The organism is Bradyrhizobium sp. OAE829 (assembly GCF_040546575.1).
Lineage (GTDB): Bacteria > Pseudomonadota > Alphaproteobacteria > Rhizobiales > Xanthobacteraceae > Bradyrhizobium.
The window spans coordinates 6383431-6400242 of the sequence record NZ_JBEPOE010000001.1 but is presented as its reverse complement, the minus strand read 5'-3'; the positions used below and the strand labels follow the sequence as shown (position 1 = coordinate 6400242).

Here is a 16812-nt window from a genome sequence, read left to right as displayed (position 1 = left end):
AGGAACTTGAACGAGAACTTCAACGAGAAGTTCGAGCACGAACCTCAAAATAGGCCTTTTCAGCGCATGAAAGCAGCGTTTCTTACCGACCGGGGCGTGGTCAAGGTTTCGGGCGAGGACGCCCGCAACTTCCTCAATGGCCTCGTCACGACCGACCTCACGCTGCTGCGGCCGGGCCTTGGCCGGTTCGGCGCGCTGCTGACGCCGCAGGGCAAGATAACAGCGGATTTCCTGATCACGGAGGCTCCCAGCGGCCATGGCGGCGGGTTCCTGATCGACGTGCCGCGCCCCTTGGCAAAAGGCCTCGCCGACAAGCTCGGCTTCTACAAGCTGCGCGCCAAGGTCGCGGTGGAAAACCTCTCCGACAGCCTCGGCGTGCTCGCGGTGTGGGACGGCGAGCCTGACATGAAGCCCGATCTTTCATTTGCCGACCCGCGCAACGAAACGCTCGGCTGGCGCATTCTGGTTCCCGAAGAGCTCAAGCAAAAGGTCGCCGATTTGATCGGCGCAGAGCTCGTCGATGAAGCCGCCTATGAGGTGCATCGCATCGCCATTGGCGTGCCGCGCGGTGGGCTCGATTTCATGTACAGCGACGCGTTTCCGCACGAAACCAACATGGACCGCCTGCAGGGCATCGATTTCGACAAGGGCTGTTACGTCGGGCAGGAGGTGGTGTCGCGGATGCAGCATCGCGGCACAGCACGCACCCGCGCGCTTCGGGTCACGCTGGAGGATTTCTCGCCCGAAGTCGGCATTCCCGTCGTTGCCGGCGACAAGCCGGTCGGCACCATGGGGTCGACCGCCGGCGGCCACGGCATCGCGCTGCTGCGAACCGATCGCGTCGCCGACGCGCTCGACGCCGGCCTGACGCTGTCGGCCGGCGGGCTTGCGATCCGCCTCACCGATCCGAACGACGTGCGCACGCCGCCGAAGCAGACCGTCGCATGAGCATAGTCCAATGAGCCGCTCCGCACGCCTGCACGCCGACGGCAAGACCCGCTGCCCGTGGCCGGGCGAAGACCCGTTCTACATGGCCTATCACGACACCGAATGGGGCGTGCCTGAATATGACGACCGCGCGCTGTATGAAAAGCTGATCCTCGACGGCTTTCAGGCCGGCCTTTCCTGGATCACGATCCTGCGCAAGCGCGAGAACTTTCGCAAAGCCTTCGACGATTTCCAGCCGGAGAAGATCGCGCGCTACAACGAGAAGAAAGTCCACGCGCTGATGAACGATGCCGGCATCGTCCGCAACCGCGCCAAGATCGAAGGCGCCGTCAACAGCGCCAAGGGCTATCTCAAGATCATGGAAGAAGGCGTGGGCTTCTCGAAATTCCTGTGGGACTTCGTCGAGGGCAAGCCGAAGGTCAACCAGTTCAAGACCACCGCCAGCGTGCCGGCCTCGACGCCGTTGTCGATCAAAATATCGAAGGAGCTCGGCGCGCGCGGATTCAAGTTCGTCGGGCCGACCATCGTCTACGCGTTCATGCAGGCCACCGGCATGGTCAACGACCATCTGGTCACGTGCTTCTGCCATGAGACCTGCAGCGGACAACATCGCAAGCCCCGCCTCAAGGCCAAATGACGACAAGAAGGATGGCTGGCAAATCTTCCGATGTCTCGACCCGGGCCTGGCAGCGGATGCTGTCGGGACGGCGGCTCGATCTGCTCGACCCCTCGCCGCTCGATATCGAGGTCGCCGATATCGCCCATGGCCTGGCGCGCGTCGCGCGCTGGAACGGCCAGACCAGCGGCGCGCATATTTTTTCGGTGGCGCAGCACACGCTGCTGGTGGAAGCCGTGCTGCGCGAGCAGATGCCGCGCGTCGACCTGAAATTCCGGCTCGCCGCATTGCTGCACGATGCGCCGGAATATGTCATCGGCGACATGATCTCGCCGTTCAAGGCTGTCATCGGCGGCGATTACAAGGTGGTGGAGAAACGCCTGCTGGCGGCGATCCATGTCCGCTTCGGCCTGCCGCCGGTACTGGCGGATGCCATCACGCAGGCGATCAAGGCCGCCGACCGCGGCGCGGCCTATCTCGAAGCCACGCATCTCGCAGGCTTCGCCGAAGCCGAGGCGAAGCGCCTGTTCGGCAAAGATCCCGGCTTGCCCGAACCAACCGTGCGCGAATATCTGACGCCATGGACCGCAGCCAAGGCGGAGAAGCAGTTTCTGGCGCGGTTTGGCGCGGTGGCGTCGTAGCGGCTGCACCCTGAGATTTATCAACCCGTCGTCCCGGCCTTGGGCCGGGACCCATACCGCGTGATCTCTCGGTGAAGAATCGGTAACAGAGACCGTTCGCAAAACTTCTTCCTGTGGCTATGGGTCCCGGGTCAAGCCCGGGACGACAGCGGTGCTTGTTGTTGCACCATCATATCCAAAACGCAGTTTTGCATTCTCGCGGCGCATCGCGCCCGAGCTTTGCCAGAAATCCTTGCCCTCGAAGATAGAGGGCGCAGGGAAGACCGGGTGCGCGCTGCACCCGCGGTCCCGTGTGCGGTTTGCACTAAGTAGGCTGCACACGAGCATACAGGGCAGCGGAGAACACCCGGCCTTCCCTGCGCAATGGCTTTACGGCTTATGCCGTGATCTCCCCGGAGACGAGTTCTTGGTTGACTCCGTCACCACCGGTTCAGCTTGCGCCTAGCCGACGGCTTGACGCCTGCAACGGGCGCCAGGACCACACGGTTTTGCCGTACGCTTATCCACGCCGTCGTCTCAGCGCAAACCAGCGTCCACCGCAACCCGTCCAACGTCCGTGACGACGGCCGACGCCCTTCTGACCAGGACGGGATGGGCAAACATATGCACCTGATTTTCATTCTGGTAAACAGAAATATTTTTTATTTCGGGGCTTGACATGACTTCCGAATACCAGAAGTGATTTGCCCCGGCTACGCCAAGGCGACGCCGGGCGCGGCCGTCGGGCTAGATGTTGTGGTCCGTAGCCCACCCGGGCCGAAGGGCGCTTTGACCGGCCCCCACCCGGGCCTATAATGGCTCCTGCCCAGGGACGGTCCGCAATGGACGCCTCCCCAAAAGGATCGCCATGCTTCACGTCTGCTCGCTTGCCGCCCTTCCCGAAACCGTCAAGGCCACCGGCGCCAGCCATATCCTCACCGTGATGGCCAATGTCGATCAGGTGCAGCGGCCGGCCTCGGTGCTCGAGGCCAACCATTTGCGCGTGTCGATGGACGACATCACCGAGGTGATGGACGGCTTTCTGGCGCCGTCGGACGCGCATATCGAGAAGGTGCTGAACTTCGTGCGCGGCTGGGACCGCAGTGCGCCGATGGTGGTGCATTGCTATGCCGGCATCAGCCGTTCAACCGCCAGCGCCTTTGCGGCCGCCTGCATGCTCAATCCGCACCGCGACGAGATTTCGATCGCCCGGCAGATCCGCGCCGCCTCGCCGATCGCCCAGCCCAACCGGCTGATCGTCAGCCTCGCCGACAAGGCGCTGGGGCGCGAGGGGCGGATGCTGCGGGCGCTCGATGAGATGGGCCCCGGCAGCATGACTGTGGAGGGCCGCCCCTTCCGCGTGGACCTCGAATAATCTTGCGCGAATAGCTGTGCTAAAATGCCGCCAGCCGGGGGCGGTTTGAACTTTTTTCGGGCAGAACTGCACTCACAGCATTGCGACGGGCCGCATAGAGGCGGTTAACGTTTCTGCGTGCCCGCCTGGAGGCCTGATGCTCGACGAGTTCATAATTCTTCCGTTCCTGTTCGCCATTGTCGCCGTTATCGTTGCCGTCAAAGCGATGAACGAGATCGGGGAGTTGCGAAGGCGGCTGGACAGGATGGAAGCATCAGCGGCGCTCGCCAGGTCCGTCCCGCCACCGCTTCCCCAGATGTTCGAGCAAGGCACCACGCCCGCCTCTCCCGGCGTCGCGGCCGAACCGCCGCCGATCGCGCCCGAGGCTGAATGGACCCCTCCCGCCACCGGGCCGCAAACCGAAGCGCCGACCGAGTCGGCCGCGGAAACGGCTGACGGCCCGCCCGCCGCGCCGCCGCCGCCCCTACCGCAGCCCGATCGCGGCTTCGAGGAAACCATCGGCACCCGCTGGGTGGTGTGGATCGGCGGCCTGACGCTGGCGCTCGGCGGCTTCTTCATGGTGCGCTATTCGATCGAGGCCGGCCTGCTCGGCCCCGGAGTGCGTGTGCTGCTCGGCGGGCTGTTCGCGCTGGCGCTGCTCGCTGCCGGCGAATGGACCCGCCGCAAGGAGAGCATCTCCACGATCGAAGCGACGCCGATCGCCAACATCCCAGCGATCCTGACCGCCGCCGGCACTGCCGTGGCCTTTGCGACCGTCTACGCAGCCTATGCGCTGTACGGCTTCCTGGTCCCCGCCACCGCGTTCATCCTGCTTGGGCTGGTCGCGATGGGCACGCTGGCCGCGGCACTGCTGCACGGGCCGGCGCTGGCCGGGCTCGGCATCGCCGCCGCCTTCGTCACCCCGGTCCTGGTCTCCTCCGGCAAGCCGGACTTCTGGGCGCTCTATGTCTATCTCGCGATCGTCACCGCGGCCGCCTTCGGCCTGGCGCGGGTGCGGATGTGGCGCTGGCTTGCGGTCACCACCATCGTGTTCGCACTGCTCTGGACGCTTCCCTGCCTGCAATGCGGCCCGTCGATGGTCGCGCCGCATGTGTTCCATGTGATCGCCGGCTTCATCCTCGCCGCATTGCTTGTCGTGTGCGGCTTCATGTTCGGGCCTTCGGCGCAAGAAGGCGAGATCGAACCGATTTCGTCCGGCTCGCTCGCGGCCTATCTGCTCGGCGCGACCCTGATCGTGCTGAACAGTTCTCATGCCGACGTCGCGATGGTTACGTTCGGCCTGCTGGTAGCCGGCAGCCTGTTTGTGGCCTGGCGCACCGATGCCGCGGTCGGCGCGGTCGGCGCCGCCGCCGGTCTCGTCTTCATCGTGTTCGCCGAATGGGCGATCCGCGCCAACCCTGACATGCTGGTGCTGCCCGGCGGGCCGATCGCGGGCATCGGGCCGAGCGCAACGGATGGTTCTGTTTCGCTGCACATGATCTCGGCTGCGATCTTCGCGGCAGGTTTCGGCGTCGCGGGATTCCTGGCGCAGGGCCGCTCGGCCAGTCCGATCATTCCCGTGGTGTGGTCGGCTGCGGCCGTGTTTACGCCGCTGGCACTGTTGGTCGCGCTCTATGCCCGAATTGCGAATCTCGACCGCTCGATCCCGTTCGCGATCCTCGCGGTGATCCTGGCCGCCGCCTATGCTGCGGCGACCGAGATCCTGACCAAGCGCGAGGACCGTCCGGGCCTGCAGGCCTCGATCGCGCTGTTTGCGACCGGCGCGCTCGCGGCGCTGGCGCTGGCGCTGACGTTCGCGCTGGAAAAAGGCTGGCTGACCATCGCGCTGGCGCTGATGTCGGCAGGCACCGCCTGGATCTCGATGCAGCGCCCGATCCCGTTCCTGCGTTCGCTGGCCGCGATCCTCGCCGCCATCGTGGTGCTGCGGATCGGCTACGAGCCACGCATCGTAGGCCACGCCGTCGGAACCACGCCGATTTTCAACTGGCTGCTGTGGGGCTACGGCATTCCGGCGCTATCGTTCTGGGCCGGCAGCATCTTCCTGCGCCGCGGCGGCGACGATGCGCCGCTGCGCATCGTGGAATCCGCTGCCATCCTGTTCACGGTGCTGCTGGCGTTCATGGAAATCCGCCATGCCGTCAATAATGGCGACGTCTATCGCCCGAGCGCCGGCCTGGCCGAAATCGCGCTGCAGGTCTGTGTCGCGCTGGCGATGGCGATCGGGCTGGAGCGCCTGCGCCTCCGGACCGGAAGTGTCGTTCACAATGCCGGCGCAATCCTGCTCACCGCCTTTGCAGGCCTGGCCGCCGCGTTCGGGCTGCTGGTGCTGGAGAACCCGATGCTATGGTCGATCGATGTCGGCGGCGCCGTCATCAACCTGCTGCTGCTCGGCTATGCCCTGCCCGCGGTGCTGGCGCTGCTGTTGTCCTATGCGGTGGCGGGGCGGCGTCCGGTCGAATACGCCAACACGATCGCGGCAGGCGCGCTGATTCTGGCGCTGGCCTATGTGACGTTTGAAATCCGCAGGATCTATCACGGTCCGGTCATGGCCGTCGGCCCGACCACTGGCGCCGAGCAATACACCTACTCGATCGCCTATCTGGCGTTCGGCGTCGTCATGCTCGGGGTTGGCATCCTCTTCAACTCGCAACGCGCGCGGCTGGCATCAGCGGTCGTGATCGCACTGACGATCCTGAAAGCCTTCCTGATCGACATGTCGACGCTGACCGGGGTTTATCGCGCGCTGTCGTTTATGTGCCTGGGCCTGGTGCTGGTGGCAATCGGCTGGCTGTATCAGCGGATCCTGTTCCGCAGGCGGGCGGCGATGGCGCCTGCTGTGCCGACGGAGAGTTGATCGGTCAGGCCGCGCGCCGAACGGAGGAACTTGCCGATCGAAAATTAGGTGACGGATTCCGCCACGAGGCGGATCCTGAACACCGGCTTCTTGGATTCGTCCAGCATTTCCATCTGCCATTCGGCATTCTGCTTCATGCTGCGCGAAATGCTGCCGAGCAGGTTGCCGGACACCTTGGTCATCTCGGCCCAGGCGGCTTCGCGGCTTTCGAATTCGGAGCCCTGTTCGGATGCACCAGCGTAGTGACCGTTGCTAATCCGGAAAAAATACAGCGGCATAGTTGATCTCACGTATGAGCCGCCCCCAGGCCGTCATTGGCCGTCACGGTGGGCTAGACTCGCTACCAAGACGTGAAAACGCCAGCCCGTATGACTACGGGCACACTTTCCCAACTTTGGGCTTCATTTCGCCTGATATCACTCGGTGGAGCGGCGCAGCTCCGGCGCGCTTTCGACCTTCGCCGGCTCCGCCTTCACCGGCTCGAGCTTCGCTGCCTCAACCGCCGGCGTCTCGACCCGAGCCGAGACCTCCGTGCGCGAGGCGTCGGCCGAGCGTGTCTGCGCCGGCGCATGCAGCGAACGCGGCCGCGCCACCGAGCGGGCCATCAGCATCTGCTGCGCGCCCTGGTGACGGAAATCGCAATAGGCGAAGCCCATGCCCGACACCGATCCCCGGAAAGAGCGGTCATCCCGCTTTTCGAGATTGAAGCACGGCTCGAACGGAAGACCCTTGATGGAAGCGCAAACGGCCTGGCCGCGGATCTGCAGCGTGTTGCCGGGCAGGCGCACATGGCGGGTGGGCCCCGCGCCGCTGAATTGAATGGAGCCGGCCGCCCCGAGATCGTCGAGCACGCGGCCTGCGCCGCGGGAGCCGTCGAAACAGGTGAAGGCGAAAACCTTGCCGGCCACAAACTTGCGGGCTTCATCGGCATTCATCATCCCGGCCAGCGCCGGCACCACCATCGCCGTGGCCGTGACGGCCCCCAACACCAAACGCGCAAGCATGCAGCAACTCCACCCTACTGAGCGCGGGCACCCGCCTTGCTAGACATGACCTCCGCAGAAAACCGTTATCCCGTTTTCCGGATCATGCAGGCCTCTTTACCCGCTGCTTACCATACGAACCGTGGCAACATTGGAGCAGCATGGTTGGTAAAGTCTGAACGCCGTTAGAGAATTTTTACCACGATTCGACCGCGGACCTCGCCGGCGAGGATTTTGGCACCGGCGCCGATGACCTGGTCCAGGCCGATTTCATGAGTAATATCAGCTAGTTTACCGTGATCCAAATCGCTGGCGAGGCGGCTCCAGGCAAGCTTGCGCTGCTCGATCGGGCACATCACGGAATCGATGCCGAGAAGGCACACTCCGCGCAAAATGAACGGCGCCACCGAAGACGGCAGGTCCATGCCCGCCGCAAGGCCGCACGCGGCGATAGCGCCGCCATATTTCGTCATCGAAAGGATGTTGGCGAGCGTGGTCGACCCGACGCTGTCGATGCCCCCGGCCCAGCGCTCCTTGGCCAGCGGCTTTGCGGGGCCTGACAATTCGTTGCGGTCGATCACTTCGGCGGCGCCGAGACCTTTCAAGTAATCGGCCTCCGACACCCGCCCGGTGGAGGCGATGACCTGATAGCCGAGTTTCGACAGCACGGCGGTCGCGACCGAACCGACGCCGCCCGCAGCACCTGTCACGACGACGGGACCGCTTTTGGGCGTCAGGCCGTGCTTCTCCAGCGCCAGCACCGACAGCATTGCGGTGTAGCCCGCAGTGCCGATCGCCATCGCGTCGCGGGTCGAGATATTATCGGGCAGCCGCACCAGCCAGTCGCCCTTGACGCGGGCCTTCTCGGCGTAGCTGCCGAGATGGGTCTCCCCCATGCCCCAGCCGTTGCAGACCACCCTGTCGCCGGCCTTCCACTGCGGATGGGTGGATTGCTCGACGATCCCTGCGAAGTCGATGCCGGCGATCATCGGGAAGCGCCGCACCACCGGGGCCTTGCCGGTGAGGGCCAGACCGTCCTTGTAGTTCAGCGTCGACCATTCGACGCGGACGGTGACGTCGCCTTCCATCAATTCGGCTTCGTCGAACTGCGTCAGCGCTGATGTGGTGCCTTTTTCCGCCTTGTCGATCCTGATGGCCTTGAACGTTCCCACGATGACTCTCCCGAACTTTGTCAGTTGGGAGAGTGTTTACCGGATCAGGCGGGCTGCGCAACCGGGCGCACGACCGGCTGTTCCACGATCGGCAGGTTGATCAATGCCGACAGCACGCCGAAGAAGATCGAGAGCCACCAAAGCGGCGTATACGACCCGAACTGCTCGAAAACGATGCCGCCAAGCCATACTCCAAGGAAACCGCCTACCTGGTGGCTGACGAAGGCAAAACCATACAGCGTCGCGAACCAGCGGGTGCCGAACATGATCGCCACCAGCGCCGAGGTCGGCGGTACCGTCGAGAGCCAGGTCAGACCGGTGGCAGCGCCGAACATGATCGCCGAGAAAGTGGTGATCGGGAATGAAATGAACGCCAGGATGGTCAGTGCCCGGGCAAAATAGAGCATCGAGAGGATGTAGCGCTTCGGATATTTGTTCTGCAGCCAGCCGACGCTGAGCGAGCCGATGATGTTGAACAGGCCGATGGCGGCGACTACCCAGCCGCCGGTCTGCGCCGAGACGCCGCGATCGGAAAGATAGGCCGGCAGATGCACCGTGATGAAGGCGAGCTGGAAACCGCAGGTGAAGAAGCCGAGCACCAGCAATACGTAAGAGCGGTGGCCGAACGCTTCCGCGAGCGCGGTCTTGAACGATTGCTGGTCGGCGACGGGAACGTTCGACGACGTTGCGGGCGGTGTGGCGATCGCCAGCGACAGCGGCACGATCAACAGCATCAGCAGGGCAAACACGGTCAGCGCCGGCTGCCAGCCGAAATTATCGATCAACGCAACGCCAAAGGGCGCGAACAGGAATTGCCCGAACGAGCCGGCGGCGGTGCCGGCGCCGAGCGCCAGGCCACGCTTCTCCGGTGGCAGCAATTTGCTGAACGCCGACAGCACCAGGTTGAACGAACAGCCGGAGAGCCCAAAGCCGATCAGGACGCCGGCACCGAGATCAAGCGAGGCCGGCGTCGACGCGTAACGCATCAAGAGCAGCCCGCCGGCGTAGAGCAGCGCGCCGATGACCATCACGCGCAGGATGCCGAAGCGGTCGGCGATCGCGCCTGCGATCGGCTGGCCCAATCCCCACAACAGGTTCTGCAGCGCCAGCGCGAGGCCGAAGACGTCGCGGCCCCAGGTAAACTCCTTGCTCATCGGCTGGATGAAGAAACCAAGGCTCGATCGCGGCCCGAAACTGAGCAGCGCGATCGCGCATCCGCAGATGATGATCACCAAGGGCGTCCGCCAGCTGGCTTTGGCCGGGCGAAGATTGTCTGCGGTGACAGCCATGCGTTTCCTCGATGCTTGACGCCCGGGCCGGAGGGGACCGGCCGGGTGCGCCGGGAGGAGTTAATGCATTCGCATGGAAATCCCAAGAGCGGCAGAGAAAATTTTTCCGCTGCAGGGCAGCCCTGCAAAATCGTCGAGTGCAATTTTGGGGTCGCGGCGGGTTGGTGCACGGAGCCAACCGCGCAATCAACTGGTCGTCCCGGCCTTGAGCCGGGACCCATAACCACAGGACGCTGTGAGTTAAGGAAGTCGTCGATTACCGTCTCAATCAGCACGGCCGCAGCGTATGGGTCCCCCGATGCGCAATTGCGCATCTGAGGTCAAGCCCGGGACGACGGATGAGAGACCTACCTTCTGAAACTCGCCTGCTCCGCCGAGCTCTTTGCGGCTTCGGCGAGCTTGGCGGAAATTTGCGCCGTCTCCGCCGCGGTGCCCCAGCTTGGCGCGTCGCTGCCGTCGCCCCAGTTGCGGGGCCGGTAGAAGGTGTGCACGCCGGTCTTGTACATCTTCTTCATCTCGCTGACCCAGGACGGACGCACCCAATAGGCATGGTAGTGCGTCGACTTGTCGACCTCGGGCAGCCAGAGCTGGCCGTCCAGCATCGCCTTGGCGATCCGTTGCGCGCGATCCCACATGTCGGGCTCTTTGACGACGTCCTTGTTGTTGTCGCAGGCGAAGGTGAACTGGCAGGCCAGATGGCGGTGCTTGTTCTGGTAGACCACGCCGCACACCGTATCCGGATATTTGCCGGAGAAGGCGCGGTTCAACACCACTTGCGCCACCGCGATCTGGCCGCGCACCGCTTCGCCGCGGGCTTCGAAATAGACGACTTCAGTCAGACATTTTTCCGACTTGGCGCGCGACTTGTCGTCGAACAGGCCGAGCCGCTCGGCAGGGGTCTTGGCGCGCTGGTTGTCGGAATTGACCTCGCCCTTCGGCGCGACGCTGACGCCCATCTCACCGGCCTTGACCGGGCCGTCGGCATCGACCGGCAGCGAGGCCATGATCTTCATGTCGGGATCGGCAACCACCGCGCTCGGCAGCATCACGATGGGCTCTTCGCCCGGCCGCCAGCGCTCCATGGTTTCGGGCGAGCCGAGCGACGAGCCAAAAAACAGGCTCGAGGTCTTGAAGGAGAAATTGTCGCGCGGCGGCGCGGGCGCAAGCGCCACTTCCGGTGCTGCCGAGACGTCCTTTGGCTTAACGAGCGGCTTGTCGTCGAGCGGTTTGGCTTCGAGTGACATCGACACATCGAATTGCGGCAGCGGCGGCGCGCGCAGCGCGGCCTGAAGTTCGGGGTCGAGCGGCGCGGGCTCACCTGAAAGCGGCGTGGCCGCGGTCTTCTGGCCTTTGACAGACGCGTTTGAAGACGAAGGATCTTCGATGGCGGGCGCGCTGCCGGCCGGAATTGAACTCTCCGCAGGCGCGGACGGCGCGATGACGAGGCGATCGCCCTTCATGGTGCGATCGACCTTGGGGAAATCGGCGGCATGATAACGCGGCGGCGGGGCGATGATCGGGTTGCGCGTCACTGCGCCGGTGATGTCGATGCCCTGATTGTCGAGGCTGGCGAGCCGAAAGGTTGCGGTCTGCGGCGAAGAGGTTCCGATCGGACGGCCGAAGCTGAAGGTCGCGACATGGATATTGCCGGCACTGGAGAACACACGCTTCTGCCAGCGTTCGGCGACGCCCGGCTGCCGGGCCAGCAGTGACGCGATATCCTGATATCCGATCTCGGTCGGCATCAATGCGAAGATGCAAAGACCGAGACCGAAGGACGCGAACCGCGCGCCCTTCGGCTGGTTACGCAACACATTCATCGATACGCTCTACGCAACGCTTACAAAAAACGACCGAACTCAGTACATCCGTGCAATTCGATCTTTATTGTTGGTATCGAATTTAGGTTGCCGGGGAGTTAATCGGCGTGGCCTGCGTGCACCACGCAAGATATCGCGCGCATTTGCCGTGGCGCTTGAGAGAGCTTGGTAAACGGGGACGTGATGAAAGTGGTAAACATCCCGTCAACGAAGATGATGAAGAAAATGTTGCGGGCTCCCGTGTTGCTACGGAGCAGTGATCGCAGCATCACGCTGTCATTCCGGGGCGATGCAAAGCATCGAACCCGGAATCTCGAGATTCCCCGGTGCGCAATTGCGCACCTGAGGTCTGGTGCTAACGCACCACCCCGGAATGACGAACTAGAACCAAGAGCAGATGCAAAAAAATGGCCGGGAAAATCCCGGCCATTTCAATTCAACACTCTGTTGTCGCTTACGCCTGGCTCGCAACCGTCTTGCCGAGCGCGGCTTGCGCCGCGGCGAGGCGCGCGATCGGCACGCGATAGGGGGAGCACGAGACGTAGTCGAGGCCGATCTCGTGGCAGAACGCCACCGAGGCGGGATCGCCGCCATGCTCGCCGCAAATCCCGACCTTGAGATCGGGCCGCGTCTTGCGTCCCCGCGCGACGCCAATCTTGACGAGTTCGCCGACACCATCGCGGTCGACCGAGATGAACGGATCGATCTCGAGGATGCCCTTCGCCACATAGGTGCCAAGGAAGCTCGCGGCGTCGTCGCGGCTGATGCCGTAGGTGGTCTGCGTCAAATCGTTGGTGCCGAACGAGAAGAACTCCGCGGTGTTCGCGATGTCGCCGGCCATCAGGCACGCGCGCGGCAACTCGATCATGGTGCCGACCTGATAGACGAGTTTCTTGCCGGTCTCCTTCATCACCGACTGCGCGGTGGCGTCGATCCGCGCCTTGACCAGGTCGAACTCGGCCTTGGTCGCGATCAGCGGCACCATCACCTCGAGGCCGACGGCCTTGCTGGTGCGCTTCTCGGCCTCGACCGCGGCTTCGAAGATCGCACGCGCCTGCATCTCGGCGATTTCAGGATAGGCGATCGCAAGACGGCAGCCGCGGAAGCCCAGCATCGGGTTGAACTCGGCAAGATCCCTGGCACGGTCCGCGAGCTTGCGCGGATCGGTGTTCATCGCACGCGCGACTTCCTCGATCTCGGCCTGGGTGTGCGGCAGGAACTCGTGCAGCGGGGGATCGAGCAGACGGATCGTGACGGGAAGCCCCTTCATGATCTCGAACAATTCGACGAAATCCGCGCGCTGCATCGGCAGCAGTTTCGACAGCGCCGCGCGGCGTGACTGCTCGTCCTCGGAAAGGATCATCTCGCGCACGGTGCGGATGCGGGTTTCCTCGAAGAACATGTGCTCGGTACGGCAAAGGCCGATGCCCTCGCCGCCGAACTTGATCGCGGTGCGCGCGTCTTCCGGCGTGTCGGCGTTGACGCGAACGCCGAGCTTGCGAACGGCATCGGCCCAGCCCATCAGCGTGCCGAATTCGCCCGACAGTTTCGGCTCGATCATCGGCATCCGTCCGGCCAGCACCTGGCCGACCGATCCGTCGATGGTGATGACGTCGCCGGTCTTGAAGGTGCGGGTGCCGATGCTCATGGTGCCGCGGCCGTAATCGACGCGGATGGTGCCGCAACCGGAGACACAGGGCTTGCCCATGCCGCGCGCCACCACGGCGGCGTGCGAGGTCATGCCGCCGCGGGTGGTGAGAATGCCCTCGGCCGCGTGCATGCCGTGAATGTCTTCCGGGCTGGTCTCGACCCGCACCAGAATGACCTTGCGGCCATCGGCCTGCAGCTTGGCCGCTTCATCGGACGAGAACACGATTTCGCCGGAGGCGGCGCCGGGCGAGGCCGGCAGGCCGGTCGCGATGACGTCGCGCTTGGCGGCGGGATCGATCGTCGGATGCAGCAACTGGTCGAGCGAGGCGGGATCGATCCGCATCACCGCGTCCTTTTTCGAGATCAGTCCTTCATTGGCGAGCTCGACCGCAATCCGCAGCGCCGCCTTGGCGGTGCGCTTGCCGCCGCGGGTCTGCAGCATCCACAATTTGCCCTGCTCGACCGTGAACTCCATGTCCTGCATGTCGCGGTAGTGCTTTTCGAGCAGCGTGTAGATCCGCGTCAGTTCCTTGAACGCGTCGGGCATCGCGACTTCCATCGACGCCTTGTCGGAGCCGGATTCCTGGCGCGCATATTCGGTGATGTCCTGCGGCGTGCGGATGCCCGCCACCACGTCTTCGCCCTGCGCGTTGATCAGGAATTCGCCGTACAGCTTGCTCTCGCCGGTCGAGGGATTGCGCGTGAACGCAACGCCGGTCGCCGAGGTCTCGCCCATATTGCCGAACACCATGGCCTGGATGTTGACAGCGGTGCCCCAGGATTCCGGAATGTCGTGCAGGCGCCGGTAGGTCACCGCGCGCGCGTTCATCCAGGATGAGAACACCGCGCCGATCGCGCCCCACAATTGCGCGTGCGGATCCTGCGGGAAATCGTGGCCGGTCTCGCGCGCCACCGCATCCTTGTAGCGGCCGACCAGTTCGACCCAGTCGTCGCCGGTCAGATCGGTGTCGAGCGTATAGCCCTGGCCGTCCTTGAAGGTGTCGAGGATGTCCTCGAAATGATGATGCTCGAAGCCGAGCACGACATCCGAATACATCGTGATGAAGCGGCGGTAGCTGTCATAGGCGAAGCGGCGGTCGCCGGACAATTCGGCGAGCGCTTCGACGGTCTGGTCGTTGAGGCCGAGATTGAGCACGGTGTCCATCATGCCCGGCATCGAAGCGCGGCCGCCGGAGCGCACCGAAACCAGCAGCGGATTTTTGGGATCGCCGAACGACTTGCCGGCGAGCTTGCCGACATGCTCCAGCGCCTTCTCGACCTGCGCCTTCAACGCGGCCGGATAGGATTTGTCGTGGGCGTAGAAGTAAGTGCAGACCGAGGTCGGAATCGTGAAGCCCGGAGGCACCGGCAGGCCGAGATTGGCCATTTCGGCGAGATTGGCGCCCTTGCCGCCGAGCAGATCGCGCAAGCCGGCTTTGCCCTCGGCCTTGCCGTCGCCAAACGTGTAGACCCACTTGCCCGATTTTACAGCTTCGACGGCGGGCTTGCTCACCTTCTTCGCCGTCTTGCTGGCAGGCTTGCTCGGAGCCTTCACAGCTGCCTTGGCAACCGGCTTGGCAACTGGCTTCGTAACCGCCTTGGGTGCCGGCTTCGCAACTGCCTTCGGTGCCGGAGCCTTCGCTAGCGTCTTGCGCGCCGAGGCCGCCGGCGCGGCTTTGCCCGGCGCCGATGACTTTGATTTCGCTACGATTTTCACAAGGTTTTTCTTGGACTTCGCAACCGCTTTGGCCATGGCAGATGACAATCCGAAAAGAGAGGAGAAGGTGCGCGCCTTACACCACTTTGAGGGGTTCCGCGCAAGCCGCGAAACCCCGCTAGCCTGATTAGAAGCGCAGCATCTTGAACACGCCGAGCCCGGCCAGACCGACGATGATCAGGTAGATTGCGACGATGAAATTCAGGAACCGCGGCATGATCAGGATCAGGACTCCCGCAATCAGGGCAACGATCGGGGAAATATGCGCGGCGGTGATGGTCATTTGAAATTTCTCCTGATGATGAGGGGAAGCTCGAATCGAGGGCGGCAACTTAACCGCTGGCGCGGTTCCGGAATAGGAGACGCCCACCGCTTCAACGGGTTCCGGCGTTCGCAACAATTCCCCAGAAATGCCGCGTTTGTGGCTCCGCTTTTTCCGGAACTATGCCGCGCGCGATGAATTGGCTCCCATTGTACGCTGGCTAGCCGGCGTTCTTCTGCACGAGGGAGTACACTATGCAGAACAGACTACTTGCCATCGCAGTTATCGCCGGCGCGATGGCTGCACCGATCGCAGCACAGGCGCAGAGCGGTACCGTGGGTGTCGTTGGCGGCGGCAGCGTGGTCGTCGGCGAGCATGAAGGCATCACCATCGAACAACGCCCGGCGTTCCGGGAATATGTCGTGCGCGAGCGCGTGCCGACTTTCACCATTCCGGATCGCGTGACCGTCGGCGGGGTGCTGCCGGAAGCCGGCATCACCTATTACGACGTACCGCAGACCTATGCGGCAACGCCCTATCGCTACACCGTGGTGAACGGCCAGACGGTCCTGGTCGAACCGCGTTCGCGTCGCATCGTTCAGGTGGTCGACTAATCCCGCCAGCCTGAACGATTGGTCCGGGCGCCGCGCAAGCGGATGTGCGCGAGATACGACCGGACAAGAAAGCCCCGCCCGGTTTCCCCCTGGGCGGGGCTTTTCTTTGAGCATTTGCGTGCATGCTGATCCAGTCAGATCCAATGCGGCCTATCCCGGCCTCGTGGTTCGAGACGCGCTTCGCGCTCCTCACCATGAGGGTCTAAGACCTTCTGGTCGGCTAGTAGTAGACCTCATCCTGAGGAGCGCGAAGCGCGTCTCGAAGGATGGAGCCACCGAACGGAAATCTTATTCCCTGATCTCCAGACCCGGCTTCTTGGCCACGAGGCGGTGAATCTTCTTGCCCGAGGAGGCGCTGACGACCTCTTCATCGAGCAACAGCGACGTCGACTTCAATTCCGCCAGCACCACCGCGGTATCGAACGCACAGTAAAGCCGCCCCTGCGAATCGCGCAGGTCGGCATTGTCGGTGATCCGCCAGCTCAGGTAGAGAATCCCGCTGGGCTTGACGGCGGTGAGCAAGCGGCGGACGGCAGGGGCGATCTGCGCGCGATCCAGATGCATGATCACGGTCTCGCACAGCACGTTGTCGTAGGTGCCGATGCCTTTCAGGTCGGGCAATTCGGCATGCGCGAACTTCAAACCGGGATAACGCTGCCGCGCCTCCGTCAGCAGGCCTTCCGAGGCGTCGAAACCGGTGGCGGAAAAGCCGTTGGCGTTGAGCCAGGCCACCTCTCGGCCGCAGCCGCAGCCGATATCGGCTGAATTGCCGCCGCGCACGAAGAAGCGCTCGACGACTTCGTGCAAGTCAACGGGCGCCGGCTGCTCGTGCCAGTCCTTGGCGAACGCCGCCGCATCCGAATCGTAAGCGGCCAGCGTCTTCTGATCCACG

At 63.8% G+C, this 16812-nt stretch carries 15 protein-coding genes; 7 read left to right on the top strand and 8 right to left on the bottom strand.

Going from position 1 to position 16812, the window contains the following annotated elements:
• Positions 1–66 precede the first annotated feature (66 nt).
• The 5 genes from ygfZ to ABIE49_RS30815 all read left to right on the top strand — a co-directional run bounded on the left by ygfZ (position 67) and on the right by ABIE49_RS30815 (position 6413).
• Complete coding sequence (gene ygfZ, locus ABIE49_RS30835) at positions 67–948, top strand: CAF17-like 4Fe-4S cluster assembly/insertion protein YgfZ (RefSeq protein ID WP_192735194.1); 882 nt, start codon at positions 67–69, stop codon at positions 946–948.
• A 10-nt stretch (positions 949–958) separates the two neighbouring features.
• Positions 959–1585 carry a DNA-3-methyladenine glycosylase I gene (locus ABIE49_RS30830; protein WP_192735195.1) on the top strand — a complete coding sequence of 209 codons (627 nt, stop codon included), beginning with the start codon at positions 959–961 and terminating at the stop codon, positions 1583–1585.
• A gap of 11 nt (positions 1586–1596) precedes the next feature.
• Positions 1597–2205, top strand: coding sequence for a YfbR-like 5'-deoxynucleotidase (locus ABIE49_RS30825; protein WP_502915940.1), 609 nt, complete (start codon positions 1597–1599; stop codon positions 2203–2205).
• Positions 2206–3052: 847 nt separating this feature from the next.
• On the top strand, positions 3053–3559 hold the full coding sequence (locus ABIE49_RS30820; RefSeq protein ID WP_192735197.1) for a tyrosine phosphatase family protein: 507 nt from the start codon (positions 3053–3055) through the stop codon (positions 3557–3559).
• A gap of 136 nt (positions 3560–3695) precedes the next feature.
• On the top strand, positions 3696–6413 hold the full coding sequence (locus ABIE49_RS30815) for a DUF2339 domain-containing protein (RefSeq protein WP_192735198.1): 2718 nt from the start codon (positions 3696–3698) through the stop codon (positions 6411–6413).
• A 44-nt stretch (positions 6414–6457) separates the two neighbouring features.
• On the opposite strand, the gene ABIE49_RS30810 is transcribed toward ABIE49_RS30815, so the two are convergent.
• From ABIE49_RS30810 to ppdK, 6 genes are all read right to left on the bottom strand, one after another.
• Positions 6458–6691, bottom strand: coding sequence for a DUF6894 family protein (locus ABIE49_RS30810; RefSeq protein WP_192735199.1), 234 nt, complete (start codon positions 6689–6691; stop codon positions 6458–6460).
• Positions 6692–6829: 138 nt separating this feature from the next.
• On the bottom strand, positions 6830–7417 hold the full coding sequence (locus tag ABIE49_RS30805) for a hypothetical protein (protein ID WP_192735200.1): 588 nt from the start codon (positions 7415–7417) through the stop codon (positions 6830–6832).
• Between the two features lie 164 nt (positions 7418–7581).
• Positions 7582–8568 carry an acrylyl-CoA reductase (NADPH) gene (acuI, locus tag ABIE49_RS30800; RefSeq protein ID WP_192735201.1) on the bottom strand — a complete coding sequence of 329 codons (987 nt, stop codon included), beginning with the start codon at positions 8566–8568 and terminating at the stop codon, positions 7582–7584.
• 44 nt (positions 8569–8612) lie between these two features.
• On the bottom strand, positions 8613–9857 hold the full coding sequence (locus ABIE49_RS30795; RefSeq protein ID WP_192735202.1) for an MFS transporter: 1245 nt from the start codon (positions 9855–9857) through the stop codon (positions 8613–8615).
• Positions 9858–10204: 347 nt separating this feature from the next.
• The gene (locus ABIE49_RS30790) at positions 10205–11677 is read right to left on the bottom strand and encodes a cell wall hydrolase (protein ID WP_192735203.1); all 1473 of its coding nucleotides are present in this window, start codon (positions 11675–11677) and stop codon (positions 10205–10207) included.
• 454 nt (positions 11678–12131) lie between these two features.
• Entirely contained in the window at positions 12132–14840 is a 2709-nt protein-coding gene (ppdK, locus tag ABIE49_RS30785) for a pyruvate, phosphate dikinase (RefSeq protein ID WP_354067085.1), read from the bottom strand.
• Between ppdK and ABIE49_RS30780 the strand changes: the two genes are divergently transcribed.
• Positions 14833–15171 carry a hypothetical protein gene (locus ABIE49_RS30780; protein ID WP_354067084.1) on the top strand — a complete coding sequence of 113 codons (339 nt, stop codon included), beginning with the start codon at positions 14833–14835 and terminating at the stop codon, positions 15169–15171. The genes ppdK and ABIE49_RS30780 overlap by 8 nt on opposite strands.
• Here the strand turns inward: ABIE49_RS30780 and ABIE49_RS30775 are convergent, their stop codons facing one another.
• Positions 15172–15327 (bottom strand): DUF3096 domain-containing protein, encoded by a 156-nt coding sequence (locus ABIE49_RS30775; RefSeq protein ID WP_192735205.1) that lies wholly within the window; start codon positions 15325–15327, stop codon positions 15172–15174. It abuts the gene before it with no gap.
• 233 nt (positions 15328–15560) lie between these two features.
• Between ABIE49_RS30775 and ABIE49_RS30770 the strand changes: the two genes are divergently transcribed.
• Complete coding sequence (locus tag ABIE49_RS30770) at positions 15561–15920, top strand: DUF1236 domain-containing protein (RefSeq protein WP_192735206.1); 360 nt, start codon at positions 15561–15563, stop codon at positions 15918–15920.
• A gap of 288 nt (positions 15921–16208) precedes the next feature.
• Here ABIE49_RS30770 and ABIE49_RS30765 read toward each other — a convergent pair whose 3' ends face one another.
• On the bottom strand, positions 16209–16811 hold the full coding sequence (locus ABIE49_RS30765; RefSeq protein ID WP_192735207.1) for a class I SAM-dependent methyltransferase: 603 nt from the start codon (positions 16809–16811) through the stop codon (positions 16209–16211).
• Position 16812 lies beyond the last annotated feature (1 nt).